The organism is Kineosporia sp. NBRC 101731 (assembly GCF_030269305.1).
Taxonomy (GTDB): Bacteria; Actinomycetota; Actinomycetes; order Actinomycetales; family Kineosporiaceae; genus Kineosporia.
The window spans coordinates 479,516-503,761 of the sequence record NZ_BSTC01000002.1 but is presented as its reverse complement, the minus strand read 5'-3'; the positions used below and the strand labels follow the sequence as shown (position 1 = coordinate 503,761).

At 70.4% G+C, this 24,246-nt stretch carries 17 protein-coding genes; 11 read left to right on the top strand and 6 right to left on the bottom strand.

Going from position 1 to position 24,246, the window contains the following annotated elements; genetic code table 11:
• Positions 1 to 40: 40 nt before the first annotated feature.
• The 4 genes from mshB to QSK05_RS09400 all read left to right on the top strand — a co-directional run bounded on the left by mshB (position 41) and on the right by QSK05_RS09400 (position 5,637).
• Positions 41 to 988, top strand: a complete 948-nt coding sequence (gene mshB, locus QSK05_RS09415; RefSeq protein WP_285596116.1) for an N-acetyl-1-D-myo-inositol-2-amino-2-deoxy-alpha-D-glucopyranoside deacetylase — start codon at positions 41 to 43, stop codon at positions 986 to 988.
• Between the two features lie 145 nt (positions 989 to 1,133).
• Entirely contained in the window at positions 1,134 to 3,035 is a 1,902-nt protein-coding gene (locus QSK05_RS09410) for an AAA family ATPase (protein ID WP_285596114.1), read from the top strand.
• 131 nt (positions 3,036 to 3,166) lie between these two features.
• Complete coding sequence (locus tag QSK05_RS09405) at positions 3,167 to 3,652, top strand: flavin reductase family protein (RefSeq protein WP_285596112.1); 486 nt, start codon at positions 3,167 to 3,169, stop codon at positions 3,650 to 3,652.
• Between the two features lie 77 nt (positions 3,653 to 3,729).
• On the top strand, positions 3,730 to 5,637 hold the full coding sequence (locus tag QSK05_RS09400) for a VanW family protein (protein ID WP_285596110.1): 1,908 nt from the start codon (positions 3,730 to 3,732) through the stop codon (positions 5,635 to 5,637).
• Positions 5,638 to 5,674: 37 nt separating this feature from the next.
• Here the strand turns inward: QSK05_RS09400 and QSK05_RS09395 are convergent, their stop codons facing one another.
• Positions 5,675 to 6,055 carry a response regulator gene (locus tag QSK05_RS09395; RefSeq protein ID WP_285596108.1) on the bottom strand — a complete coding sequence of 127 codons (381 nt, stop codon included), beginning with the start codon at positions 6,053 to 6,055 and terminating at the stop codon, positions 5,675 to 5,677.
• 147 nt (positions 6,056 to 6,202) lie between these two features.
• On the opposite strand from QSK05_RS09395, the gene QSK05_RS09390 reads away from it, so the two are divergent.
• A complete protein-coding gene (locus QSK05_RS09390; protein ID WP_285596106.1) occupies positions 6,203 to 10,132 on the top strand; it encodes a response regulator in 3,930 nt (1,309 codons plus the stop codon).
• Here the strand turns inward: QSK05_RS09390 and QSK05_RS09385 are convergent.
• The gene (locus QSK05_RS09385; protein ID WP_285596104.1) at positions 10,129 to 11,154 is read right to left on the bottom strand and encodes a GNAT family N-acetyltransferase; all 1,026 of its coding nucleotides are present in this window, start codon (positions 11,152 to 11,154) and stop codon (positions 10,129 to 10,131) included. The genes QSK05_RS09390 and QSK05_RS09385 overlap by 4 nt on opposite strands.
• A gap of 132 nt (positions 11,155 to 11,286) precedes the next feature.
• On the opposite strand from QSK05_RS09385, the gene fdxA reads away from it, so the two are divergent.
• The 3 genes from fdxA (at position 11,287) to QSK05_RS09370 (ending at position 14,121) form a co-directional block, all read left to right on the top strand.
• Positions 11,287 to 11,610, top strand: a complete 324-nt coding sequence (gene fdxA / locus QSK05_RS09380) for a ferredoxin (RefSeq protein WP_231485443.1) — start codon at positions 11,287 to 11,289, stop codon at positions 11,608 to 11,610.
• On the top strand, positions 11,607 to 12,746 hold the full coding sequence (gene dapC, locus QSK05_RS09375) for a succinyldiaminopimelate transaminase (protein ID WP_285596102.1): 1,140 nt from the start codon (positions 11,607 to 11,609) through the stop codon (positions 12,744 to 12,746). Before fdxA ends, dapC begins: the two co-directional genes overlap by 4 nt.
• Positions 12,747 to 12,825: 79 nt before the next feature.
• Positions 12,826 to 14,121: a citrate synthase gene (locus QSK05_RS09370; protein ID WP_285596100.1), complete on the top strand. Its 1,296-nt coding sequence runs from the start codon at positions 12,826 to 12,828 to the stop codon at positions 14,119 to 14,121.
• A 60-nt stretch (positions 14,122 to 14,181) separates the two neighbouring features.
• On the opposite strand, the gene QSK05_RS09365 is transcribed toward QSK05_RS09370, so the two are convergent.
• Together QSK05_RS09365 and dapD are read right to left on the bottom strand one after the other, a co-directional pair.
• Entirely contained in the window at positions 14,182 to 15,240 is a 1,059-nt protein-coding gene (locus QSK05_RS09365; RefSeq protein WP_285596099.1) for a hypothetical protein, read from the bottom strand.
• Between the two features lie 120 nt (positions 15,241 to 15,360).
• Positions 15,361 to 16,383 (bottom strand): 2,3,4,5-tetrahydropyridine-2,6-dicarboxylate N-succinyltransferase, encoded by a 1,023-nt coding sequence (gene dapD, locus QSK05_RS09360; protein ID WP_285596097.1) that lies wholly within the window; start codon positions 16,381 to 16,383, stop codon positions 15,361 to 15,363.
• A gap of 57 nt (positions 16,384 to 16,440) precedes the next feature.
• Here dapD and dapE point away from each other — a divergent pair, with 57 nt between their 5' ends.
• Positions 16,441 to 17,520, top strand: coding sequence for a succinyl-diaminopimelate desuccinylase (dapE, locus tag QSK05_RS09355; protein WP_285596094.1), 1,080 nt, complete (start codon positions 16,441 to 16,443; stop codon positions 17,518 to 17,520).
• Here dapE and QSK05_RS09350 read toward each other — a convergent pair.
• Both QSK05_RS09350 and QSK05_RS09345 read right to left on the bottom strand, forming a co-directional pair.
• Positions 17,517 to 17,957 (bottom strand): hypothetical protein, encoded by a 441-nt coding sequence (locus tag QSK05_RS09350; protein ID WP_285596092.1) that lies wholly within the window; start codon positions 17,955 to 17,957, stop codon positions 17,517 to 17,519. The two genes, dapE and QSK05_RS09350, sit on opposite strands and share 4 nt — an antisense overlap.
• Before the next feature lie 753 nt (positions 17,958 to 18,710).
• Positions 18,711 to 22,601 carry a diguanylate cyclase gene (locus tag QSK05_RS09345; protein WP_285596091.1) on the bottom strand — a complete coding sequence of 1,297 codons (3,891 nt, stop codon included), beginning with the start codon at positions 22,599 to 22,601 and terminating at the stop codon, positions 18,711 to 18,713.
• A gap of 168 nt (positions 22,602 to 22,769) precedes the next feature.
• Here QSK05_RS09345 and QSK05_RS09340 point away from each other — a divergent pair, with 168 nt between their 5' ends.
• Positions 22,770 to 23,564 carry an LOG family protein gene (locus QSK05_RS09340; RefSeq protein ID WP_285596089.1) on the top strand — a complete coding sequence of 265 codons (795 nt, stop codon included), beginning with the start codon at positions 22,770 to 22,772 and terminating at the stop codon, positions 23,562 to 23,564.
• A 22-nt stretch (positions 23,565 to 23,586) separates the two neighbouring features.
• The gene (locus tag QSK05_RS09335) at positions 23,587 to 24,180 is read left to right on the top strand and encodes an LOG family protein (RefSeq protein WP_285596086.1); all 594 of its coding nucleotides are present in this window, start codon (positions 23,587 to 23,589) and stop codon (positions 24,178 to 24,180) included.
• The last annotated feature ends 66 nt before the right edge of the window (positions 24,181 to 24,246 follow it).

Sequence of the window (24,246 nt, the reverse complement as noted above, 5' to 3'; positions counted from 1 at the left end):
ACGTCGTCCACCATTTCTGCGTTTGCTCGACAATGGCCGGATGATCGAGAACCCCCGGCGCATCGTGTTCGTGCATGCTCATCCCGACGACGAGACCATCGGTAACGGCGCGACGATGGCGAAGTATGCGGCGGAGGGCGCCCAGGTCACGCTCGTCACCTGCACCCGGGGTGAGCAGGGGGAGGTGATCCCGCCGGAGCTGGCGCACCTGGAGGGCGACGCCGACCGGCTGGGCGATCACCGGGTGGCCGAGCTGGCGGCCGCGATGACGGCTCTGGGCGTGCGCGACCACCGCTTCCTCGGTGACCCCACGACTCCCGGGCGGCCCGCCGGGGTGACCAGGTCGTCCTCAAGCACCGCTTATGCCGACTCGGGCATGGCCTACGACCACGACGGTGGGGTGGTGCCCTCGCCGAACCCACCCGCCGGGGCGTTCGTGCTGGCGGGCACCGAGGAACCCGCCGAGCACCTGGCGGCGGTGCTGCGGGTGCTGCGGCCCCAGGTCGTGGTGACCTACGAACCCGGTGGCGGTTACGGACACCCCGACCATGTACACACCCACCTGGTGACGATGCGCGGTGTCGAACTGGCAGCGCTTCAGGGGCCGGAGGGTGAGCCGGGATGGGCGGTGCCGAAGGTCTACTGGACCGTTGCGCCCGAGTCGCTCACCCGGCAGGCCCTGCGGACGCTGAAGGAGAGCCTGGGCGAGGCCTACTCCGGTATCGATCCGGAGGGCCGCCTGCCCAGCATGGTGGTGCCCGATGACCAGGTCACGGCCGCGCTCGACGCCACGGCCTTCGCCGGGGCCAAGGCCGGGGCCCTGCGCGCGCACGCCACCCAGGCGGTGGTCGACCCCAGCGAGGTGTGGTTCGCGCTGAGCAACCACGTGGCCCAGCCGCTGCTGGCGATGGAGTTCTACCGGTTGGTGCGCGGTGCGCCCGGAGGAACGGTGGACGAGCTGGGCCGGGAGACCGACCTTTTCGGCTAGAGCACTGCGACCCGGGGTTACCTGGTCGGCGAAACGCCCGGATTGCTCGTCGGCCGGGTGGGTGGTCGGTGACGCAGGGTCTCTGTTTTCGGGGCTTCAGGGTGTCTTCTGGTAACGGAAGACGACTTTGGAGGACGGTTTGGCGATGCGCGGACAGATGCTGGACGACGTCGGCCGCCTGCGGGCCCGGGGGCAGCGCCGGCGCCTGACGCGGCTTCTCGTGCTCGGTCTGGTGGTGGCGGCCTGGTGCTGGGGCCGGTACCTGGGCGGTGCCGGGATGCTGCCCGGGCTGCCCTCGGTGGACCCGTTCCTGCTGACGGTCGTGATCTTCTTCGTGCTGATGCTGGGCACCACCCTCGGCAGTCTGCTGATCGCCGGCCGCTCGCCGCACGTGCTGTACCGGCCCGAGCAGATCGATGTGCGGATCGACGACGTGAAGGGCCTGGCCCCGGTCGCCGAGGACGTGCGCCGGTCGCTGGAGCTGTTCCGCTCGGCCCTGACCTTCAAGACGAAGATGGGTGGAACCGCCCGTCGGGGAATCCTTTTCGAGGGGTCACCGGGAACCGGCAAGACACACATGGCCAAGGCGATGGCCGCCGAGGCGGGTGTGCCGTTCCTGTTCGTCTCCGCCACCGCGTTCCAGTCGATGTACTACGGCGCCACCGGCCGCAAGATCCGCTCGTACTTCAAGGAACTCCGCAAGGCCGCGCGGCGTGAGGGCGGTGCGATCGCCTTCATCGAGGAGATCGACGCGATCGGGATGGCCCGCTCGGGGGTGAGCACGGCGATGACGCCCGCACCGTCCATCTCGAGCTCCACCTCGGGGTCCACCCTGAACTGCGGCGGCCTCACCGGTCTGGCCATGACCTCCCCGGCCAGGCCCGATCAGCCCGTTCAGGTGCACCGGATGGTCAGCGGTGACCCGGGAGCCACCGTCAACGAGCTGCTCGTGCAGATGCAGTCGTTCGACGAACTCACCACCGCGCAGCGTGCGATCAGCCGGCTCGTGGACAAGATCAACCTGATGCTGCCCGAGAACCGCCAGATTCCGCGCCCCCGGCCGGAACCCGTCAACGTGCTGGTGATCGCGGCGACCAACCGGGCCGACGCGCTCGACCCCGCCCTGCTGCGTCCGGGCCGGTTCGACCGGACGATGACCTTCGGGCTGCCCGACAAGACCGGCCGGCGTGAGCTGATCGACCACTTCCTGGCCCGCAAGTCGCACGAGAGCGAACTGGCGGACGAGGAGTACCGGGACGCACTGGCCGGGGTGACGCAGGGGTACAGCCCGGTCCGGATCGAGCACCTGCTGGACGAGGCCCTGGTGAACGCGGTGCGTCGCGGCGCCGCCGGGATGTCGTGGAGCGACGTCGAGCAGGCCCGGCTGGTCACCGAGGTCGGCCTCGGCCAGCCGGTGGGCTACACCGACCACGAGATCGCCCTGATCGCCACGCACGAGGCCGGGCACGCGGTGGCCGCCTGGCTGCTCGCCCCGCAGCGCCGGCTGGAGATCCTCACCATCGTCAAGCGGGCCGGCTCCCTGGGGATGCTGGCCCACGGTGACCGCGACGACGTGTACACCCGCTCGAAGTCGGAACTGGGCGCGCTGATCTCGATCGCGTTCGGCGGGCAGGTGGCCGAGGAACTGTTCTTCGGCGACGTGTCCACGGGACCGGGCGGTGACCTGGTCTACGCCACGAATGTGGCGGCGCAGATGATCGGCGCGGCGGGGATGGGCGACACCCTGATCTCCTTCGCGGCGGCCCCCGGAAGTTCCTTCGGCGGCGGCGATCTCGTCTCCCGTGTGGTGGGCGACGGGGAAGGGCGCCGGATGATGGAGGAACTGCTGGCTGCCCGCAAGGAGGTCACCCGGGCGCTTCTGGAGAGCAACCGGCACCTGGTCGAGGCCCTGCGCGACGCCCTGCTGGAGCGGCACGAGCTGATCGGCGGCGAGATCGACCGGGTGCTGCGGGAGGCCGGCGGCCGGCCCATGGTGGACCTGCGGGAGAGCGAGACCAACGCCACCAACGCCACCGCGAAGCGTTAAGCCCCCCCACTTCGTCCGTGATCATGCAAAACCTCCCCAGCGTTCTAGAACTCTCAGCGCCGGAGTTCTAGAACTCCGGGGAGGTTTTGCATGATCACGGAGGGTTTTTGGGGGGCTCCTAAGCTGGGGGCATGGTTCTTGATCAGGGCACGTTCCGGCGGGCGGTGGGGCGTTTCGCCACCGGCATCTGCGTGGTCACGAGTGTGGAGGGCCGGTTCGACCACGCGATGACCGTGAACTCGTTCACCTCGGTGTCGATCGACCCGCCGCTGGTGCTGGTGTGCGTGGAGAAGGAGTCGCGTTTCCACGACGCGGTGGTGGACGCCGGAGTGTGGGGGGTCAGTGTCCTGGGGCCGGAACAGCGGCCGGTGGCCGCCTGGCTGGCCAACCGTGGGCGTCCTCTGATCGGCCAGCTCGACCGGGCCCCGCACCACCGCGGGCCGGAGACCGGGGTCGCCCTGCTCGACGACGCGGTGGCCACCCTCGAATGCCGGACCACGGACGTGCACTCCGCCGGTGACCACAGCATCCTGGTGGCCGAGGTGGTGGGTGCCCGGGTGTCCGACGAAGGTGCGGGGGCCCTGCTCTACCACCGTGCGGCGTACACCCGGATCTGACCCTTTTGGGGCTCGCCACGGATCGGAAAGATCGCAGATCACGGCGCTTTCGTGACTCTCCGTCGTAGCATGTCACCGTGGCAGAGACCCCGCGCCCGGCCGACGAGACCCTGCCGCTCGCGGCGGCCGACCTACAGGTCGTGGCGGACGAATCCGGGCTCGAACCCGGGTTCGAATCCGGGGCGGAATCTGAGCTGGAATCTTGGCCGGAGCCGGTTTCGGGAGGTGAGGCCGGGACGGGTGGTCGCCGGTGGGCAGTCGTCGGGGCCGTGCTGGCCGGGGGTGCCCTCACCGCCTACCTCGGGGCGGCCTGGCTGAACTCCGACCGGGTGGCCGGCGGTACCACCGTGGCCGGTGTCGCGATCGGCGGCCGGGACCGGGCCGATGCCGTGGGTGAACTCCGCCGGGCGTACGCCGACCTGGGCGGGGAGGTCACGCTGACGGCTGCCGGCCACACGCAACCGGTCTCACCGGACGACCTGGGACTGACCCTGGATGCCGCGGCGGTGGTGGACCGGCTCACCGGCTTCACCCTGAACCCTGCCACCCTGTGGCGGCGGGTGGCCGGTGGCGGGGCGCACGACGCCGACCCGGAACTCGCGGACCCGACCGTCGAGCAGGGGCTGAAGGTCTTCGCCGGGAACGTTGCCCAGGCGCCGGTGAACGCGTCCATCATTTTCGACGGCACCACCCCCGAGGTGCGCGAGGCCGTGCCGGGGCACGAGATCGCCTCCTCGGCGGTGCGCCGGGTGCGCGCGCACTGGCTCACCGGTGAGGTGACGGTGCCGGTCGCGACGAGGGCGCCGCGGGTCAGCACGGCCGACGCGCGGCGGGCGCTGGTCGATCAGGCCGGGCCGGCCGTATCCGGGCCCCTGGTGGTGCGGGTCGGTGGCACCGGCGTCGAGCTGGAACCCGCGCAGTTCGTTCCCAGTCTGGCCTTCGCGGTGAAGAACGGGAAGCCGGCTCTCACGGTGGACGGGAAGAAGCTGCGGAAAGTGGTGCTGGCGGAGGGGAAAGGCATCTCGAAGGAACCGGTGGACGCCGGTTTCCGGGTGCGGGGCGGCCGGCCCGAGGTGGTGCCCGGGCGCAACGGCGTGACCGTCGCGGCGGCCCCGCTGGCCCGGACGGTGCTGGGGGCGCTGAGGTTCACGGCGGAGGATCAGCGGGTGGCGCGGGTTCCGGTCTCGGTGCGGGAGCCGGAACTCACCACCGCGAAGGCCCGGAAGCTCGGGGTGAAGGAGCGCATCAGCACCTTCTCCACGAACCTGACCGCAGACGCCGGGCGCACCGAGAACCTGCGGATCGCAGCGCGCACCGTGAACGGCACGGTGGTGATGCCGGGCGAGACGTTCAGCCTGAACCAGGTGCTGGGGGAGCGGACGCCGGAGAAGGGCTACCACCCGGCCCCGGCGATCAGCGGTGGCCGGCTGGTGCGGGACTACGGCGGCGGCGTGTCGCAGATGGCCACCACGATCTTCAACAACGTGTTCTTCGCCGGCCTGGAAGACGTTTATCACAAGCCGCATTCATTCTACATCGCGCGCTACCCCGAAGGGCGCGAAGCCACCGTGAACTGGCCGACGGTCGACCTGAGATGGAAGAACGACACCCCGACCGCGGTGCTGGTCGAGGCGTCGGTGGGTTCACAGGTGAACGTCAGTTTCTACGGCACCCGGTACTGGGACGTCACCGCGGGGCGGAGCGAACGCAGCAACCACCGCACGCCCCAGACGGTTTACGACGATTCGGCCGGGTGCGTGTCACAGGGCGCGAGCGCGGGTTTCGACGTCTCGGTCAGTCGTACGTTCCGCCGCCCCGGTTCCGCGCAGGTGGAGCGGACACAGACGTTCCAGGCCGTCTACAACGCGGAGGACCGGGTGATCTGTGGTCCGGAGCCGAAACCGTCGGAGCCCCCGGACGATGAGGAAACGGACAGGGACACCCGACCCGACGACCGCGGAGGCCGGGACGACAGCGCCGACTGACCACGACGTCCACCATCGGTTCGGTGCCCGAAAAAGGTCACCAGGAGTCGAAAGTGGGGACGATCGCCTCGTCGATCGCGCGCAGCAGCGCGGAGGCGATGAACGGCTTGGTCAGGTAACTCGCGCCCATCGCCCGGCCGGCGGCGATCTCGACGTCGAGAACCCGCGCGGAGAGGAAGATGGCCGGCAGGTTGTCGCTGCCCTCCATCGCCCGCAGGTGCACGAGCAGCTCCATGCCGCTCATCTCGGGCATCGTGACGTCGAGGATCGCCACATCGGGCCGTCCCCTCTCGGCCACGGCCTGCAAGGCCGTCTTCGCCGACGTCGTACCGATCACCCGGTGCCCGTTGGACTGCAACCGGAACGTCACGATGCGAACGGTGTCCGGATCGTCGTCCACCACCAGAACCCGGGCCATAACATGCCACCTCAACCGTAGGAACACTGCCGTCCGGGGGAGGTTGTCGACGCCTGGTCCACGGATCTTGAGAAGCAGTCTGCGGGCGCGGCCCGGCTCTCGAGGAAGTGGCGCCGATCGCTACACCCGGGGCGCCGGGGTGTCGAAATGCCGTGGGTGACCCTCGCGACCAACCCGGTGCGGCCTGCCCGGGCCCGGCCCGGACAGCCCGGACAGCTGCGGTTCGTCGGCGGGCTCCTCCTGCTCGCCGTGCTCGTCGTGGTGCCTACCGTGGGGGCCGTGATCGCCTACGACCGGATGGTGCGGTCGAACGCCGAGCGGGAGATGCGCAACACCGCCGATCTGGCCGACGTGTTCCTGCAGCAGCAGAATGCCGGGCTGACCACCCTGATCCAGTCGGTGGCGCAGGACAACGGGATCGTGGACGTGCTGTCCGGTACAGAAACCAGCGCCACCACTTCCACCACTTCTGCCACGAAGACCGCGACGGTGCTGCGCACGCTCCTGGCGGCCGGCGGTGACTCGGTGCTCTCCGTGGCCCTGCTGGACGCCGACGGCAAGGTGATGACCGACCTGCCCGACCGGGTGCCGGACGGCTACGACCTGAAGGCCCAGACCGGGGTGCCGGACTTCACCGGCACCGAGACGTACGCGGTCTCCTCGGTGTACCGCAGCCCGGTCTTCGACACCGACGTCACCGCCATCACCGTGCCGATGTACGTTCTCGACCCGCCCGCCGTCGGATACCTGCGGATGGTGCGCGACCTCACCGGCGTGCAGCACTACGTGGACACCTATGCACAGGGCCGCGGCATCCGGATGAGCGTGCTCGACGCCTCCGGTCAGCTGGTGGCCGACAGCGGCGGCGCAGCCCCCGCCGGGCTCTCCGAAGCCGCGCGCCTGGCCCGCGGCCGCACCGTGCTGGTCGGCAACGGGCACATCGTCGCTGCCAGTGCGTCCGGCCCGACCTCTTCCGGTCCCGGCCGGACATCGGTGGACGGCTGGCGGGTGGTGGCCCAGGAGTCGGAGACCGCCGCCATGCGGCCCGCGATGTTCTTCCGCGCGGTGGCCCTGGGCACGGCAGCCCTGATCCTGCTCGGGGTGATCGTCGTGGCGGTCCTGCGCCGGCGTGCGCTACGGGACGCGCTGCTGGCCACCCGCTCACTGTCGGAGAACCAGCGCCGCATGCGGGACCTGGCCAATTCCTCGCCCGGGGTGCTGCTACGCCTGGACCGGGACGGCCTCGTGGACTTCTGCTCGGTGGCGGCCGAGCAACTGCTCGGCATTCCCGGGGACGATCTGGTCGGTCGTGAGCTGGCGCCGTTCCTGGTGGCCGAGAGCGAGCCGGACACCTCCGCCCGGCTCCAGTCGCTCATCAGCACCGGCGAACAGCAGGTGTTCCTGGCCCGGACCCGCGGACCCGGCGGCACCCGGCGCATCGTGGAGTGCAACTTCCGGGTGCGCACCGAGGCCGATCTGGAGATCTGGGGCTCCCTCCAGGACGTCACCGACCGGCTCAGTGCCCGCGACCAGGTGGAGCAGCTCTTCCAGCTCTCCACCGACTTCATGGCCGTGGCCGACTTCGGCGGCCGTCTGCTGCAGACCAACCCGGTCTGGTCCGCGTCTCTGGGAATGAGCCCGGACCAGTTACTGGGCCTGCGGTTCGAGGAGGCCTTCCCCAGCGGGGACGAGTCGGACCAGCGGCGGGTGGCCGAGCAGCTGGCCCGGCTGGTCACCGACCCGGGCGTGGCCACGTTCGAGAACCGTTTCGTGCGTGAGGGAGTGGTGCGCACCCTGCTGTGGACCGTGGCCTCCGACCCGGACCGCCGGCTGATCTACGCCGTCGGGCGTGACATCACCTCGCAGAAGGAACTGCAGAACGCGCTGTCCGAGACCCGCGACCAGGCGGTCGAGGCGTCCCGGCTGAAGTCCGAGTTCGTGGCCACCATGAGCCACGAGATCCGGACCCCGATGAACGGCGTGATCGGCCTGACCGACCTGCTGCTCGGCACCCCGCTGACCGAGACCCAGCGCCGTTACGTGGAGGGTGTGCGCACGGCGGGGGATGCCCTGCTCACCGTCATCAACGACATCCTCGACTTCTCCAAGATCGAGGCCGGGCGGCTGATGCTCGACCGCGTCGACTTCCGGCTGGAGGACGTGGTCGACGACGTGGTCACGCTGGTGCGGCAGAACGCCTCGAGCAAGGGCCTGGAACTCACCGTCGACTACGAGTCCGGGGTGCCCTTCGCCCTCAGCGGCGATCCCGGCCGGCTGCGTCAGATCCTGCTCAACCTCACCCACAACGCGGTGAAATTCACCGAGCACGGCGGGGTCTCGATCTCCGTCACGCCGGGCCCGCCGTGCCCGGACGGCCAGGTCGCGGTGAACTTCGCCGTCACCGACACCGGGATCGGGATCGAGCCGGCCCGCCTGGACCTGCTTTTCGAACCGTTCCGGCAGGCGGACGAGGGCACCAGCCGGGCCTACGGCGGCACCGGTCTGGGCCTGTCGATCAGCCGTCGCCTGGCCGACCTGATGGGCGGCACGATCCGCGCCACCAGCCGGCTCGGCCAGGGCGCCACGTTCGTCGCCGAACTGGTGTTCGCCCCGGCCGACAACTGGGGCCGCTCGGTGCGGGGCCGCGACGCGCGCGGCCTGGCCGTGCTGATCGTCGACGACAACGAGGTCAACCGCCTGGTCATGCAGACCCAGCTGACCCGCTGGGGGATGCGCCCGGTCGCCGCCGGTTCCGCCGACGAGGCGATGGACCTGCTGACCAACCGTTCGGCCCCGGCCGGTGGGTACGACCTGGCCGTGATCGACATGCACATGCCCGAGCGCGGCGGTCTGGCGCTGATCGAGCAGATCCGCCAGGTGCCCGCGCTCGCGAATCTTCCGGTGATCGGCGTCGGTTCGGGTGAAGAGGTCGGCGACGCGACGGTGGCGCGACAGATCAGTGCCTATCTCACCAAACCGGTGCGGCAGTCCGACCTGTTCGGCGCCCTGACCCGGGTGACCCTGACGGTGGGCGAGCCGCCACCCGTCGCCGATCGACGGCCGATCGCCGCACCCGAACGTGAACCGGAGCCACGAACCCCGGCCCGGGAGTCGTTCCGGCTGCTGCTGGTGGAGGACAACGACATCAACCAGACGGTCGCGCTGGGCATCCTGTCGCAGCTGGGATACCGGGTGGACGTTGCCGGGCACGGTGAACAGGCGCTGACGATGAGCGCGCAGAACGACTACGACGCGATCCTGATGGACTGCCAGATGCCGGTGATGGACGGGTACACGGCCACCGTCGAGCTACGGAAACGCCCGGCCACCCGCACGGTTCCGATCATCGCCATGACGGCGGCCACGTTCGCCGCCGACCGGCAGCGGTGTTTCGACTCGGGTATGGACGACTTCATCGCCAAGCCGGTGCGGTCGGCCACCCTCCAGGCCACGCTGAACCGCTGGCTACGCACCGATGACGAGGCGCCACCGGCCGGACGGGGAGAGAAGACCCAGCCGATGGAACGGCACTACTCGGCCGTGCGGGACAAGCTGGCCGCGATGCGCGACCAGGAACACGTCACGGTGGCCGCCCCGGCTTCCGTCGCCGTGATCGAGACCACCGCTGTCATTCCCCGGCAGCCCGGACCCGTGGAGGAAACCTTGGCCCAGGAGCGCCCCGATGCGGCCGGGCCGCAGCCCGGGGAGATGGCCGACACCAACGAGCGGATCGCCGAATTACTCGGTGAGGGAACCGATTTTGAGGTCGAGCTGGTGCGCGACATCATCTCGTCGTTCCTGTCCCGCACCGTGGACCTCCTGCAGCGCCTCAGCCTGGCGGTCACCGCGGACGACGCCGAGGCGGCCTACCTGCACGCCCACAGCCTGGCCGGGGCCGGGCTGAACCTCGGCACCGTGCAGGTGGTCGGGATCGCCCGGCAGATCGAGGCCGAGGCCAAGGCCGGGCACGCCGCCCGGTGCGGTCAGCTGCTGGTCGACCTGGAGGTGGCGCTCGACCAGGCCCGGGTGCGCCTGCGGGACCTGGCGGCGAACCTGCCGGAGCCCACGGCCTCTTAGGGAGCCAGGTAGCTGTACCGGTGATGGTGGGTGAACCCGGCCTTCTCGTAGGTGGCCAGGGCGTTCACGTTGTCCTCGGCCACCTGGAGGAAGATCGACCGGGCGCCGTGCTCCCACCCCCAGTCGCCGATCACGCCGATCAGGATGGTCGCCAGGCCGCGGCGCCGCCAGGAGGGGGCGACCTCCATCGCGGTCAGCCCGGCCCAGCTCTCGGCCAGTGAACCCCGCACCACTGCGGCGACCTCACCGGCGTCCGTACGCAGTGAGGCGAACACCTGACGCGGGGCCGAGGTCAGCAGCCGCACCCCGTGGTCGGGCACCGCCTGCCCGCGGTAGTGGTACTGGCTGATCCAGGCCGGGTCGGGCTCGTCCGTCAGGGTGAGGGTCAGGCCCTCGGGCAGCGCCCGGCCACCCAGCCGCGGCGCCAGGGCGCGCACCTCACCGGTCGCGGCCGTCATCACCGCCGTGGAGCTGCCGGGCACCTGCGTCCACCCCTCGGCCTCGAAGGCGGAGGTGGCGGCCAGGAGCTGATCGGTGTCGCCGTCGTCGATGCGGGGCTCCGGGGCCGCGGCGACCGGCTTCAGGCCGCGCTCGGCGTACCAGTCCACGACCTCCACCACCGCGACGTCGAGCTGCATGCCCGGCTCGCCGACCGCCAGCACCGAGTTGGCCCGGTTGGTGAAGCCCTCGGTGGCCCGCAGCAGCCAGCCGCCGAGCCAGTCCTGCTCGGCCGCCTGCCAGTGCTTGGCCATCGCCAGCTCGAGATCGGCCACCGACAGGGCGCGGTGCGGGGGAGCGGGGCGGCTGGCCTTCGGGGGTACCGGTTTTCCGGCGACGATGCTGCTCAGAGGCACGTCGACCGGACCGTGGCGGCCGGCGACGGTCAGCGTCTGCCCGGTGACGGCGAGGAGTTCACCCAGCACGTCGTGCAGGCCGGAGGCGTCGCGGCGGCGGACGACGACCCGGGAACCGATGTGCTCGGCCCAGTCGGTCCCGTCCTGGGCGGATGGTTTCGTGCTCACTGCGGCCCCTTCGGCGACACTCGGGTGGAGGATCAGCGATACTAAGCGGGGCCCCGATGTCACCGGCGTCGACGGCCGCGGCGACGACCGGCCCTGGCGAGCGACCAGGGCCGCATACCAGGAGGACCCGACGTGACCTACGTCATTGCGCAGCCCTGCGTGGATGTGAAGGACAAGGCCTGCATCGAGGAATGCCCGGTCGACTGCATCTACGAGGGTGACCGGATGTTGTACATCCACCCCGACGAATGCGTGGACTGCGGTGCTTGCGAGCCGGTCTGCCCGGTCGAGGCGATCTTCTACGAGGACGACGTCCCGGAACAGTGGGGCGACTACTACAAGGCGAACGTCGAGTTCTTCGAAGATCTCGGCTCGCCGGGTGGCGCGTCCAAGATGGGCCTGATCAACAAGGACCACGCGTTCATCCTCGCCCTTCCCCCGCAGGCCGGGGAATGACCGCCCCGGTGCTGCCCGACTTCCCCTGGGACAAGCTGGTCCCGTACAAGACCAGGGCCGGGCAGCATCCGGGAGGGATTGTCGACCTCTCGGTCGGTACCCCGGTCGACCCGACACCGGATCTGGTGCGGCAGGCCCTGGCCGACGCCTCGGACGCCCCCGGCTACCCGCAGACCTACGGCACCCCGCCCCTGCGCCAGGCTGTCGTGGACTGGTTCGCCCGTCGCCGCAACGCGCCGGGCGTCGATCCCGACGGCGTGATGCCGACCATCGGCTCCAAGGAGCTGGTGGCCTGGCTGCCGCTCCTGCTCGGACTGGGCGCGGGCGATGTGGTCATGCATCCGCAAGTGGCATATCCCACGTACGACGTGGGTGCGCGACTGGCCGGAGCCACTCCGCTCGCCGCCGACGGCACACTGCAGGTGGGTCCCGGCGCCCGCTCGGTGAAGCTGGTCTGGCTGAATTCACCGGGCAACCCCACCGGCCGGGTACTGGGTGTCGAGCACCTGAAGAAGGTCGTCGACTGGGCCCGCTCGATCGGTGCCGTGGTGGCCAGTGACGAGTGCTACGCCGAGCTCGGCTGGGACGGCGTCGAGGTGCCGAGCCTCCTCGATCCGGAGGTCTGCGGCGGCTCCCACGAGGGTCTGCTGGTGGTCTACTCGACCAGTAAGCAGTCCAACCTGGCGGGCTACCGGGCGGCCTTCGTGGCCGGGGATCCCGTTCTGGTGCGCCGCATTCTGGAGATCCGTAAGCACGCCGGGATGATCGTGCCGTGGCCGGTGCAAGAGGCCCTGAGGGTGGCACTCGGCGACGACGAGCACGTGGCGCAGCAGCGCGAGCGGTACCGCCGTCGGCGTGAACTGATGCGCGCCTGGCTGACGTCCGAGGGCTTCAAGATTGATCACTCGGAAGCCGGACTCTACTTCTGGGCCACTCGTGACGAGCCCTGCTGGGACACGGTCGCAGACCTCGCCGAGCGTGGGGTTCTCGTCACACCGGGAGACTTCTACGGCCCGACGGGTGCCCGGCACGTGCGCGTGGCCATGACCGTGAGTGATGAAAGAGTGGCGCAACTCGCTGCCCGTGCGGCCGGTCCGGATGGCTCAGTCCGTTCGGCGGGGGGTAACTTGCGTTAAGGCCGTGTGTCCAGGCGAACCTGCCCGGCGCTGAAGGCCGATAGACCCTGGACCCAGACACCAGCGTGGGAGCGTCTTCATGTCCGACGGATCCGATCAGATCACCCTGAACTACCCGGGTGGCGAACTCGACCTGGGAGTGACCCGGGCCACTGAGGGCGGCGCCGGGGTGAGCGTGTCCTCGCTCCTGTCCACGACCGGTTACGTCACGTTGGACCCGGGTTTCACCAACACGGCGTCCTGCACCTCGGCCATCACGTACATCGACGGCGACGCGGGAATTCTCCGCTACCGGGGCTACCCGATCGCGGAACTGGCCGAGAAGTCCTCCTTCATCGAGGTCAGCTACCTGCTGATCTACGGTGAGCTGCCGACCCCGACGCAGCTGGCGGACTTCACCACCAAGATCCAGCGGCACACGCTGCTGCACGAGGACTTCAAGCGCTTCTTCGACGGCTTCCCGCGGGACGCGCACCCGATGCCCGTGCTGTCGGCGGCGGTCTCGGCGCTGGGTACGTTCTACCCGGACAGCCTGAGCATCCGTGACCACGACCAGGTCGAGCTGGCGACGACGCGGCTCCTGGCCAAGCTGCCGACCATCGCGGCGTACGCCTACAAGAAGTCGGTCGGCCAGCCGTTCCTCTACCCGGACAACTCACAGGGCCTGGTGGAGAACTTCCTGCGGATGACCTTCGGGTTCCCGGCCGAGCCCTACGACGTCGACCCGGTACTGGCGAAAGCCCTTGACCTGCTGTTCATTCTGCACGCCGATCACGAGCAGAACTGTTCGACCTCGACCGTTCGGCTCGTCGGTTCCGGCCAGGCGAACCTGTTCGCCTCGGTCTCGGCCGGCATCCACGCGCTCTCCGGGCCGCTGCACGGCGGCGCCAACTCGGCCGTGCTGGAGATGCTCGAGGAGATCAAGAATTCTCCCGACGGCCCGGACACCTTCATGAACAAGGTGAAGAACCGCGAGGGCGGCGTGCGCCTGATGGGCTTCGGGCACCGGGTGTACAAGAACTACGACCCGCGCGCGGCGATCATCAAGAAGACCGCCGACGACATCCTGCGTGGTCTCGGCGTCGACGACCCGCTGCTCGACATCGCCCTGCGTCTGGAGGAGATCGCCCTCCACGACGACTACTTCATCGAGCGCAAGCTGTACCCGAACGTGGACTTCTACACGGGCCTCATCTACAAGGCGATGGGCTTCCCGACGAAGATGTTCACGGTGCTGTTCGCCCTCGGTCGTCTCCCGGGCTGGATCGCCCAGTGGCGCGAGATGATGGAAGACAAGCAGACCAAGATCGGCCGTCCGCGGCAGATCTACATCGGGGCCACCGAGCGTAACTACCTGGAGATCGGCAACCGCTGATAGGAACGTGAAAAGGCCCGGTGATCAAGGGTTTCGATCACCGGGCCAAGGAATCTGCGGTCAGTAGACCGTGATTCTCACCTGACGTTCGCCGAGCCCGGTATCGGTCTGGGTCCAGCCTTTCCCCGATTTCGACCGGTCCCAGGTGTAGCCGTCCAGCGAGACCTGCCGCACCCCCAGATCGTCGGCCCGGGCCAGGGCCCACGACGCGAGGGCCCAGGCGTACCGCTTCTCCTGGGCCGCGGGCACCGAGAAGGTCAGCGCGGTGCCCGCCTGATCGACCTTCGAGTTGTTCCGGCCGAGCTCGGCCTTGGCGGCCGCGCGGACCGCGGAGGACCGGGCGGTGAGCCCGTTCTCGCCGGGTACCTGGGCGGTCAGGTCACCGTCTTCCCGCAGGACGCAGTTCCAGCCGCCGGGGGAGTAGCCGGCCAGCGGGGACACGACCATCCGGGCCTCCGGCTCGTGGTCGGCGTAGGCCTCCGGATAGGCCGAGCGCTGCACCTTCTGCGCGGCCTCGGTGATGGTGAGCTCGTCCAGGTCGCCGACCTTCTCGAGCGCGTCGTAGAACGCGTTGGCGGAGTAGATCGGGTCGAGGATCTCCTCCCGCGTGCCCCAGCCCTGCGACGGGCGCTGCTGGAACAAGCCCACCGAGTCGCGGTCGCCGTAGGTGATGTTGCGCAGCTTCGACTCCTGTATCGCGGTGGCCACACCGATTGTGGCCGCCCGCACCGGGAAGTCCCGCTTCTCGGCGATCGCGGTGATGATCGCGGCATTGTTGGCCTGGTCGATCTCCAGGGTGTGCGACGAGCCGTCGGAGAACTCGCCGGTGCAGATCTCGCGGATCGTCACCGGGCCGACCGCGCCCTGCAACCAGACCCAGGCGGCGGCCACCGAGCCACCGGCGGTCACCGCAATCACCGTGAGGGCAATGATCAGGCCACGGAACCGGCTGCGTTTCCTGGGTCTTTCGGCGCCGGTGGACGGCCCGCGGTCGCCCGGCGGCCGGCGCGGGGGTTCCGCGCCGGTGGGGTCGCCGTCGGTGCGCAGGGGCCGCGTGCTGGTCCCGGCGATGGGTCGATCCGGCCGTGCCGTACCGGCTTTGGGGCCGCCGGCGGGCATGGGCCGAGTGGGTTCCGAGGGGTTCATACCTCCCTCTCATCCGTGGTCGGGCAGTTCCGGTCGCTTCCTGACGAATCCTGTCGCAACGAGAACTGCCCGACCACTACACGAGGTTCCCGGTCAGGCGTTCGCGTGCAGGGCGTCGTTCAGGGCGAAGGTGAAGGAACCACCGGTGCGGGCCAGGGCCTCGACGGCCCCGGTGGTGGAGTTGCGGCGGAACAGCAGGCCAGTGGCACCGGAGAGCTGAAGCGCCTTGACCGTTGTCGGGTTCTGCGCCCGGGCGCCGGTCTCGGGGTCGGACAGCAGCAGGAGTTTGGTACCCGCGGTGAGGTAGAGCCCGGCCTCGACGACACAGTCGTCGCCCAGGGCGATGCCCAGACCGGCGTTGGCGCCGAGCAGGCAGCGCTCGCCGATCGACACGACCTCCTTGCCGCCGCCCGAGAGCGTGCCCATGATCGAGGCGCCGCCGCCGATGTCCGAGCCCTCGCCGACCACGACACCCTGCGAGATACGTCCCTCGACCATCGAGTGGCCGATCGTGCCGGCGTTGAAGTTCACGAAGCCCTCGTGCATGACCGTGGTGCCCTCGGCCAGGTGGGCGCCCAGGCGCACCCGGCTGGTGTCGGCGATACGCACGCCGGTGGGCAGCACGTAGTCGGTCATCCGCGGGAACTTGTCCACGCCGGTGACCTCGACCCGGGTGCCCGGGCCGCCGCCGGCGCGGATGCGCAGCCGGGTGGCCTCGAAGTCTTCGGCCGGGCAGGGACCGTGATTGGTCCACACCACGTTCGGCAGGGCGCCGAAGATGCCACTCAGGTTGATCGTGTTGGGCTTCACCAGCCGGTGCGAGAGCAGGTGCAGGCGGAGGTAGGCGTCGGGAGTGTCTTTCGGCTCCGCGTCCAGGTCGATCTGGGTGCGAACCACGTGCAGGCGCACCTTGCGGTGGGGGTCGGTGCCCTCCAGGGCCGCCAGGTCGGCGGGGACGGCGAACGGGCCGGCGTCGTCGGGGGCGGTGCCGAGCTGGGGCGCCGGGTACCAGGTGTCCAGTACGACTCCGGCCTCGGTGCTGCTGGCCAGGCCATAACCCCAGGCCAGGCGGCTGGTGGAAGCGGGCGCGGGGGACGTGGAACTCACCTCGGTCATGGGTTGCATCCTACGGGTGGACGATGTGCGCTCCGGACCGCGAGTAGGCTCCCGGCCATGCCTGAAGCGACTGCCCCGGTCCAGCTCGACCTGACCGGGAGCGTCGCCGACCTGACCCGCGTCCTGTGTGACATCCCCTCGGTCAGCGGCGACGAGGCCGCCATCGCCGACGCGATCGAAACCGCACTGCGGGGTTTCGCGCACCTCGAGGTGATCCGCGACGGTCACTGCGTGATCGCCCGCACGCATCTGGGGCGGGCCGAGCGCGTCGTGGTCGCCGGGCACATCGACACCGTGCCGATCGCGGACAACCTGCCCACACGCACCGTGGACGGGGTCATCCACGGCCGGGGCACCGTCGACATGAAGGGCGGCGTCGCCGTCGCGCTGGTTCTCGCGGCGGGGGTTCCCGAGCCCACCCGCGACGTCACCTACGTGTTCTACGACTGCGAGGAGATCGAGGCCACGCGCAACGGGCTGGGCCGTCTCTCCCGCACGCGTCCCGAGATTCTGCAGGCCGACTTCGCCGTGCTCGGTGAGCCCACCTCGGCCGTGGTCGAAGGCGGTTGCCAGGGCACGATGCGGATCGAGGTGGCGTTGTCCGGGACGGCCGCGCACTCGGCCCGGTCGTGGATGGGCTCGAACGCCGTGCACGCGGCGGGCCCGGTCCTCGATGTACTGAATGCCTATGAGGCGCAGCAGATCGAGGTGGACGGGCTGGTCTACCGGGAGGGCCTGAATGCCGTCGGTATCTCCGGCGGCATCGCCGGCAACGTGATCCCCGACCGCTGCACGGTGCTGATCAATTACCGCTTCGCGCCGGACAAGTCGCTCGCAGCCGCCGAGGCGCACCTGCGGGAGCTGTTCGCCGGGTACGAGATCACCGTCACCGATGCCTCGCCTGCCGCCCGACCCGGTCTGAACGCGCCGGTGGCAGCCAATTTCGTCGCCGCGGTCGGGGGCACGCCGGGCCCGAAGTACGGCTGGACCGACGTGGCCCTGTTCTCCACCCTCGGAATCCCGGCCGTGAACTTCGGCCCGGGCAACCCCTCGCTCGCGCACAAGGACGACGAGCGCTGTCCCATCAGCGATCTCGTGGCCTGCGAGGACGCGATGCGGCGCTGGCTGACGTCTTAGGCCACGGCGAACAGGTGGTCGACGATCGGCTCGGGCACCGCGTAGGAGTTCGCACCGTCGATGGTCAGGCAGGTGGTCGTGCCCTGCATGAACCACACCACGTCGTCGAACTCGAACGGCTTCACCGGCCGGACCAGCCAGTGCTTGAACGATTCCCGGTGCATGACCGCGAGAGTGCGGTTGCCGCGCCAGAGGGTCACCGTGTCCATGCGCACGACCACCTCGATCGTGCCCACCCGCCAGCCGCGACTGTCGGTGAGGTCGAACTCCAGCCGCCCCGTCCACTGCATCGGTGGTTGTTGCTGCGGCGGATAGGCCATCGGGTGTGAAGTCGGGGTGCGCGGGGTACGGGGGGTTGGGTCGGCCGCCGGGGGCCGCCGTTCCTGCTGGGATGCGTCGGGTCGGCTGCCGCTGGTGGTCGTCTGCTGCTCAGTCATGAGATCTCGATTCCGCCCGTCACCGTCGCCGAACTCAGTACTTCTCCGCGTGGCCGGTATGCGCGGTTCAACCACGACGTGCCCGCGGTTCGATCCACGTGTCGTCGAGCCCGTTCGCCCCGCCCGCCGTCCAAGCCACTACGACCCTCCGCTCAAGCCCCCGGATCGTTCCGCACCGTTACATCTTGCTCACGCATAGGTTTATTTAAGAGTGATTAGAGCGCAATATGACCTTTTGTGCACCTGATGAGTGCACCGAGCGTTCGCCGAGGAGGGTGGACAGGGGAGTCCGGGGATGCGGGCACCTCAAGAGGTCCCTGGTTTTGGTGCGGTGAGAGTGCACGTTGAGGGCGCGGGTCAAGCGTGACCGGGCGCCCATCAATGGACGCGGGTCAGCTTGTGGGTGTGTGGGTGGCGCCCTTCTCCGTTCGTGATCAGGCAATTCCCCAGCCTTCGGCCGGGAGGTGACACCGCTTCCCCGGGGAAGGTTGCCTGATCGCGAACGGGAAGGTGGCCAACCTTCGTGGTCACCGTGCCAGAGCGCGGGGAGGCGATTGACATGATCAGGAACGGGATCAGGGCTGCTCGGTTCCCGCCGGCGAACACATCTGTGGTGGCCGGGCCGGGACGCGGGCACCCCACAGGGGCGGGGGAGCACTGGTGCGTGCTCCCGCGTCGGCCGAGGCACGTCGTCAGGGCGCGCTGAAGGGGTGCCGACGGCGTCAGCCCGTCGGGTCGTCCTTCATGGTCGGGTCAGTCGTTGGGGCTGCGGTGCCGGCGGCGGGCCGAGAGATCGATGATTGCCTGGCGGGACGTGGAAGGGCCGGACTGGTCGCGGTTACCGGTGCCCGGGAGCTGGCCCTGGTCGTCGCGCAGGTCGACCTCGTCGTCCTCGGACCAGCCGTTGCCGGTGCGCGGGCCGGCGGGGCCCGCGCCCCACGGGTCGCTCGCAGTGGGCCGCCAGGGGGCCTGGGGCTCCTCCGGGGTGTTGCTGTACGGCGAGGGGGCGGCCGGTAGGGGCGGTGTCGGGGCCGAGGGGAGCGCCGGCAGGGCCGGCGGGGAGCCGTTCTGGTAGCCGTTCTGGTAGCCACCGCCGTAGCCGCCGGAGTACGACCCCGACGACGAGTAGTCCGAGCCGCTGCCGTAGGACGAGCCGGAGTAGCTGTCACCGGCCGACGGGGTGCCGCCACGGGACTGGCCCGGCAGCGGGTCGTTCAGAGGGTCGCTGAGGGCCCGGATCGTCTCGGTGGACGGGCCGAGGTTCGGGTCCGGCCGGTAGATCTGGGCAGCGGTCTCCTGGAAGCGGCGATCGGCCTCGGCCGGCTCCGGCCGGCGTTCACGGCGGTTCGGCTCGCTGCGGGAGGGGTCGTTGGGGGGCGCCAGGGAGTCCGGGATGGGGGCCGAAGGGGTCGTCGGGGACTCCAGCGCCGCGGCGGAGGGCATCATCCAGCCACCGGTGTGCGGGCCCTGCGCGGTCGGCCACGTGCTGCTGGAACTCGACGCCGAGGCGGCCAGCTTGGCGGCGCGTTCGTAGGCCTCGCGCCGGATCTCCTCGGCGGCGCGGCGCACCTCTTCCAGGCGGCGGCGCTCGGACTCCTCGCGGGCGGCCTGCTCGCGGGCGATCTTCTCGGCTTCCTCACGCTCGGCGCGCTCGCGCGCCTCACGCTCACGACGGGCCGCGGCAGCGCGCTCGCGGGCCTCGTGGATGCGGCGCTCACGCTCGGCGCGCTGCTTCTCGAGGCGCTCGGCCTCGGCCTTGGCCAGGGCGGCCTGACGTTCCTTCTCCAGACGTTCCTTCTCGGCCTTCTCCGCGGCGAGGCGCTCGGCCCGGGCGCGGGCTTCGGCTTCTTGGCGTTCGCGTTCGAGGCGCTCGGCTTCGGCTTTGGCGCGGGCTTCGGCTTCTTTTCGCTCGCGTTCGAGGCGTTCGCGTTCGAGGCGCTCGGCTTCGGCTTTGGCGCGGGCTTCGGCTTCTTTGCGTTCCCGTTCGAGGCGTTCGCGTTCGAGACGTTCGGCTTCGGCCTTGGCGCGGGCCTCGGCCTCCCGGCGTTCGGCCTCGACCCGCTCGCGTTCGCGGCGCTCGGCCTCCAGACGGCGGCGTTCCCGCTCACGCCGTTCGGCCTCGAGGCGTTCGGCCTCGGCCCGTTCCCGCTCGAGACGTTCGGCCTCGGCCCGCTCGCGTTCGGCCCGTTCCCGTTCCGCCCGCTCACGTTCGCGCTCAATGCGTTCCCGTTCGAGCCGCTCGGCCTCGAGGCGTTCGGCTTCGGCCTGCGCGAAGGCCGCCTGTCGTTCCCGCTCACGGCGTTCCGCCTCGGCGCGGGCCTCCGCCTCGCGCCGTTCACGATCCATCTGCTCGGCGAGCCGACGGGCCTCGGCCTCGATGCGCTCGCGCTCTTCCTTCTCGCGACGCTGGGCCTCGAGCTCAGCCTTCTCCGCCTCTTCCCGAGCCTGGCGCTCGCGGGCATCGGCCGCCTGCCGGGCCGCAACCGCGGCAGCGGCCTCGGCCTGCTGCTTCTCCACCGCGATGCCGTTCATCGGCGAGTGCGCCTCGGCGTCCCGCGCAGCGCGGCGGGAGCGCCGGCTACCGGCGGGCGGGGGCGACACCGGGCTCGAGCCGGGGCCGGGAGCCGCACCGGAGTCGGTGCTGCCGAACCGGCGGATCTCGGAAGAGGCTGACCCCTTCTCGATCTCGCGGTCGGCGAGGGCATCGGTCAGCGCCGGGTCACCCGGGGGCGGCAGGCGCAGGTCGGTGCCGTTGACCGGGTTGCCGTTGACCGGGGTGCCGTTGACCGGGGTGCCGTTGAGCTGAACACCGTTGACGGGGGTGCCGTTGACCGGAGTGCCGGTGGCGGCCTCGTCGTGGTCCGGTTCGAAGTTCGGGTCGCCGGCCCGGCGGCCGCCGTTGAGTCCCGGCGGCGCGGGGTGGGGCGAACCCGGGCGGCTGTGCGGGCCGAGTACCTCGGCGCCCAGCGTGCGGGTGGGTGTGGGTGGCATCGACATGGCGGCCACGTCGTCCGTGGACTCATCGCCCCAGCCGGGGCTGGACGGGCCGATGAGGGAGCGGACCTCGTGGTCGCCCGGGCGTTCCCGCTTGGCGGCCAGGAGTCGCTCGTCGGCGCGCCGGAACAGCTTCTCGGCATCCGCGTCGGGGCGCCGGCCGGACAACGACCACACTGCCGCACAACCGGTGGAGATGCTCACCTCGAGGCCGTCGGCGAGCTCGTTCCACGGTCGCGCGTCCACGGCCACCCGCATCCGCTCGGCGACCGCGTTGGCCTCTTCGTCGCCGGTGCCGGGCAGCAGCACCACGAACTCGTCGCCGCCGTACCGCAGGAGCTGATCGTCGGTGCGCAGTTGCAGCGACAGGCTGGCCGCGACCCGGCGCAGCACCTCGTCGGCGACCACGTGGGTGAAGCGGTCGTTGATCTCCTTGAAATGGTCGACGTCGACCAGGATGAGGGCGAGCGGCAGGGGGCCGAAACGCAGCAGCTGACGCAGTTCCTCGTCGAGCGCGCGGCGGTTGCCGACCCCGGTCAGGGCGTCGGTCCGGCTCTCGGTGCGTAGTGCCTGGTGCTCCAGGGCCTGCCGGGCGGTGTCGGCGACCAGGTCCATGCCGCGCCAGCCCAGGCGCACCAGCAGTTCGGTCATCCGGTGCAGCACCGGTACGACCTCGCCGTTGGCGTAGGTCTCCAGCCACAGCCGCTCGCGGGTGCGGCAGACCTCCAGCACCAGGTTGGGCAGGGTGGCCGGCGGGGAGATCGCGGCGTCGTCGAGGCTGCGGGCCGTGGCCAGCGAGCCGACCAGGGCGTGGGCCCGCATCGCGGCGAGCGAGATGATCTGGCGCTCGGCGGCGGGCAGATCGCCCACGGTGCCGAAGGCGTCGGGGCCGAGCAGGCGCAGCGCTTCGGACGGCCGGCCGCGGTACGCGGCCGCCAGGGCCCGCACCCCGTTACCCCCGCGACGCAGGGTGCCGGGCACCGCGTCCTCCGGCAGGTTGTCGACCTTGGTGGCCAGTTCGACCGCGCGGCTCATCAGTTCTTGCTGGGGGTCCTGCGCGCCGCCGGCCAGCGGTTCCATCGCGCGGGCCGCCAGCTCGGTGGCCCAGATGGCCCAGTGCTCGGCCCGGTCCAGGGTGCTGCGTGAGGAGATCGTGTGCTCGATGCGTGTGCGCATCTCGTCGGCGCGGTCCTGCAGCCGCAGCCCGGCGTAGACCACGGCCAGACCGTTCAGCAGCCGGTAGCCGCTCTCGTCGGTGAGCTCGTCACCCGCCAGGGCCGAGTCGGCGCGGGCCAGGTCGGCCGTCGCCCCGCCGATGTCACCGGAGTCGACGCGGAACTGGGCGCGGGTGGCGCAGGCGATCGCGGCCCAGAGCCCGGCCTGACGCTCGTGGGCAGCGCGTTCCAGCACGTCACAGGCGGCGATCGCGGTCTGGTGACCGCCACCGAGCCGGCGCAGCAGCACGGCGCGGCCGTAGAGAGCCAGCAGCAGCGTCTCGTCGTCTGCGGTCTGGGCCAGGCTGGGAATCAGCGCCTCGAGTCGCCGAAGAGCGAGATCAGCGCGCCCGTACCGACCCTCGACGACGAGTTTCTCGACGTCGGCCAGCGGAGACACGCCGTCCCGGGTCAACTCCTCCGGTAGACCGCGCACGTGCCGCACACTATCCGGGTTTGAGCTCATGGCTCGAGTGCTCGGGGCCTGAATTTCCCTGTGTTGGGCTCAGCGTCACCTTCCCTGACGATTCGTGACGCCAGAGACGGGTGTTGTCACTGGTGTTGCGGTGTGGCGCTCTGCCGTGGACCGCCTAACGTCAACTGGATGAGCACGCGATCGAACGGCACAGTTCCGCAGAAGGCCGAGGAGGAATACACCTCCGGCCCGACCACGCTACGCGGTGACCTGGTTCCCGGTTCCACCACTGACCAGCGGCTTCTCGACGGCCGCGGGGCGAGCGACTGGGTGCACACGGACCCCTGGCGGGTCATGCGCATCCAGGCCGAGTTCGTCGAGGGCTTCGGATCGCTGGCCGAGCTCGGCCCGGCGATCAGCGTGTTCGGGTCGGCCCGCACGCAGCCCTCGCACCCTGACTACGAGCTGGCCCAGGAAGTCGGGCGAGCCCTGGTCGAGTCGGGCTTCGCGGTCATCACGGGCGGCGGTCCGGGTGCCATGGCGGGCGCCAACCAGGGGGCACACGCGGCCGGCGGGGTCTCGGTCGGGCTGGGTATCGAGCTTCCCTTCGAGCAGGGCATGAACCAGTGGGTCAACCTCGGCGTGAACTTCCGCTACTTCTTCGCCCGTAAGACGATGTTCGTTAAATATGCGCAGGGATTCATTGTGCTGCCGGGCGGTTTCGGCACCTTCGACGAGCTGTTCGAGGCGCTCGTGCTGGTACAGACCCGCAAGGTCACCTCGTTCCCGATCGTGCTGCTGGGTACCGACTACTGGCAGGGAATGATGGACTGGCTGGCCGGCCCGGTGCTGGCCCGCGGCATGATCAAGGCCGCCGACCTCGAGCTGGTCACGATCACCGACGACGTGGAGAAGGCCGTGTCCCTCATGGTCGCCGCCCGGTCCGAACACGCCGCCTCGGGCGACCCCGCCACGACCTCCTGAATCAGCGGGCGACAATGGCCCGGTGGCCCGGATCTGTGTCTTCTGCGCGTCGTCCCTGACGATCGACCCCCGTTACGTCGAACTCGCCTCCCGGGTCGGGGCCGCGCTCGCGGCCCGGGGGCACGACCTGGTCTCCGGGGGCGGCTCGGTGTCGATGATGGGTGCCGTGGCGCAGGCGGTGCGAGCCGGAGGCCGGCACACCATCGGCGTCATCCCGCAGGCCCTGGTCGATCGGGAGGTCGCCGACCACGACGCGGACGAGCTGATCGTCACGCCGGACATGCGCAGCCGGAAGGGCCGGATGGACGAGCTGGCCGACGCTTTCCTCACTCTCCCCGGCGGCATCGGCACGCTGGAGGAACTGACCGAGGTCTGGACCGCCGCGTCGCTCGGCCTGCACGCCAAGCCGGTGGTGGTGCTCGACCCGACAGGCCTCTACGCCCCGTTGCACGAGCTGATCCGCAGGCTGACCGACGAGGGGTTCCTCCACGGCAACGCGGCCTCGGCGCTGGTCTGGACCACCGGCATCGACGAGGCCCTCACGGCGATCGAGCAGGGCCTGGGCGGTCCCGCGGTCTCGCCCACCATCACCGACCAGGTGGAGTCCGCCCCGTGACCGTCCCCACCCCCTCCGCCCGGCTCCGGCTCGGCGGCCGGGACTTCGCGCCCGGCGTCCCCGTGG